2 protein-coding genes are annotated in these 2,704 nt (G+C 64.6%); one reads left to right on the forward strand and one right to left on the reverse strand.

The genetic code is table 11. The annotated features are described in order from the left end of the window. Nucleotides 1-481: 481 nt before the first annotated feature. The gene (locus DD1DGNOD_RS24425) at nt 482-1,384 is read left to right on the forward strand and encodes an alpha/beta fold hydrolase (RefSeq protein ID WP_131765113.1); all 903 of its coding nucleotides are present in this window, start codon (nt 482-484) and stop codon (nt 1,382-1,384) included. Nucleotides 1,385-1,427: 43 nt separating this feature from the next. Here DD1DGNOD_RS24425 and DD1DGNOD_RS24430 read toward each other — a convergent pair. Continuing rightward, nucleotides 1,428-2,704: MFS transporter (locus DD1DGNOD_RS24430; RefSeq protein ID WP_131771123.1), on the reverse strand; the 1,277-nt coding region annotated here is incomplete at its 5' end.

The following is a 2,704-nucleotide window of genomic DNA, read 5'->3' on the forward strand; positions in this document are numbered from 1 at the left end:
CCCCTCGCCCGTCCCTCGCCTTGGCCCTGATCAGCTGCCGGGCGCGGCCGGCAGACGATCCGGTCCGCACCGCGCCGCTCGGCGGCGTCGCGAACCCTCCGCCATGCTTTGCCCCTGCCATGCGATATGGGACCACAGTGATCGAGTGATCGAGTGATCGAGTGTGACCCCATATCGCATGGGACCGCCATGCAGCACCCAACACAGACAGGCTGTTATTCAGTCATGAGAGCATCCCGAGCGTGTACCACGAATATCGACGAGCGCAAACCAGGAGAACTCGACCAGACATCCGACCGGTGCCGGCTTTCGACCACCCCGGTCCCATCCGTCCTGCCAGTTACGCCAGGTGAGCACATCCGACGATTGCAGCCATCGGGACCGTCCTGGTCAGTCCGGCGACAAGATTCCGGTCAAACTGGATTACGACACCGTCCAGCACCGCATAACCGGAATGGCAGACCGACATGGCGGACAGAGCATGAACATCGAAACTCCCGGCTGGTTCCGGACCGCACTCGAGCGGCGGCCCAGACAGTATGCAACGGAGGTCGACGGGTGTCGGATCAGTTACCGATGCTGGGGGGAGCCGGAGCGGCCGGGCATCATCCTCGTGCACGGGGGCGCCGCGCATGCGGGCTGGTGGGATCACATAGCACCACTGATCGACAGCGAGTATCGGGTCGTCGCCATCGACATGTCAGGTCACGGCGACAGTGGACGCCGTGACGACTACAGCCTCCAGAGCTGGGCTGCCGAGATCGTCGGCGTTGCCGAGCATGCCCAGCTGGCCGGCTCCCCGATCGTCATCGGTCACAGTATGGGCGGCTGGGCGTCCATCATGGCCGCCGCCAGGTATCCGGAGCGGATCAGCGGGATCGTCATCCTCGACGCCCCCGTCGCGGACTTCACTCCCGAGGAAAGAGCCGCCCGCGAGCGCACGGCATTCGGGCCGCTGCGGGTCTACCCGACCGTGACCGAGGCCCTGGCCCGCTTCCGGACCGTACCCGACCAGCCCAACATGCTGCCCTACGTCGTCAACCACGTGGCACGGTCGTCCATGGGCGCCGTCGAGGGAGGCTGGACCTGGAAGTTCGATCCAGGAATCTTCCGCGGACGCCGGCCCTCCCCACAGATCCTCAAGGAGGTGCGCTGCCGGGTTGCGCTGTTTCGGGCCGAACACGGCCTGATAACCCCGGACATCGGCATCGAGATGTATGAGCTGCTCGGTCGGGTCGCTCCGGTCATCGAGATCCCGCTTGCCGGACACCATCTCATGCTCGACCAGCCACTGCTGCTGGTCACCGGCATCCGGACGTTGCTCGCGGACTGGCAACACTCGGTGCCGCAGACCCGCCCAAAAGTCGGGACGAACAGCGCGTAGTTGCTCGGCGAAGCGGCTGGAGCGACCCCAGGCCCCCGGGTCGTTACCGCAGATATCCGGACGACTCCGCCTCCTCGACACGGCACCCGGGAATCAGGCCCGCTCCCGACTCCTCACCCTGGTCCCGCCGCACACCCACCGGTTCGGCACCCAGCGCGGAAACCGCCGGCTGACCGGATCCGGCGATGAAGGAGGCAACCGTTGCGATCACCATGGTCATGATCGAGAACGCGAACACGGCGGCAAGGCCGTCCGCGAACGGTCCGGAAATCAGACTCGGGAAAAAGGCGTGTCCGGTCACGTGGGCGCCGCCGTCCGGCAACGCCGTCAGCGTCTCCGGCGTGAGCAGCTGCTCCATCGGGTTGTAACCGAGAAATGCCGAGAACAGGACACCGATCGGTGGAAGGTCGGCTGCCGTCCGCGCGGTCGAGTCCGGTATGCCCTGCGCCAGAAGGCCGTTGAACATGGTCGACGGCAGGGTGCGGGAAAGCCCGACGACAATCAACGTGAAGACCAGACCGATGGAGAGCACGAAGGCGGAGTTCTGGAAGGTTGCTGTCATGCCGGCGCCGACTCCCCGCTTGTTCGCCGGCAGTCCGTTCATGACGTCAGCACGGTTCGGTGAGGAGAACAAGCCGGTGCCTATACCGTTGATAATCAGGATCAGCGCGAACGTGGGGTAGGAGAAGTTCACCGGTATGAGCATGAACAGCACGAAGCTGGCGATGACGATGACAAGGCCACCGACGGTGAAAATACGAGCACCGAACCGGTCGGACAGCGTCCCCGCCAGCGGCGCAGCCACCAGGAACCCGATCGTCAGCGGGATCATGTAGATGCCTGCCCACAGGGGTGTCTCGGAAAAGCTGTAGCCGTGCTGCGGCAGCCAGATCCCCTGCAGCCAGACGATGAGGACGAACTGGAGCCCGCCGCGTCCGAGCGACGCCAACAGGGAGGCGATATTGCCGGCGGTGAAGGACCGTATACGGAACAGCTTCACATCGAACAGAGGTTCGGCAACCTTCGACTCGATGACCGCGAACGCGACCAGGATCGCCAGACCACCGATCATCGCAGCAAGCACCCAGGGGTTGGTCCAGCCCATGGTGTGTCCCCCGTAGGGCTGGATGCCGTAGGTGATTCCGACCAATAGTATGATCAGTCCGCCGGCGAACGTCGCATTCCCCCACCAGTCCATTGAGGTGCGTTGCCGCACCCCGTTGTCCCGGAGCTTGGCGTAGGCCCAGAAAGTCCCGAACACGCCGAACGGCACCGACACCAGGAACACATAGTGCCAGTTGACAGGGGCGAGTACACCGC

Source organism: Candidatus Protofrankia californiensis, from assembly GCF_900634765.1.
Taxonomy (GTDB): domain Bacteria; phylum Actinomycetota; class Actinomycetes; order Frankiales; family Frankiaceae; genus Protofrankia; species Protofrankia californiensis.

Bases quoted from the DNA above. Each gene is read 5' to 3' on its own strand.
- DD1DGNOD_RS24425 (WP_131765113.1), top strand. From the start codon at position 482: ATGAACATCGAAACTCCCGGCTGGTTCCGGACCGCACTCGAGCGGCGG.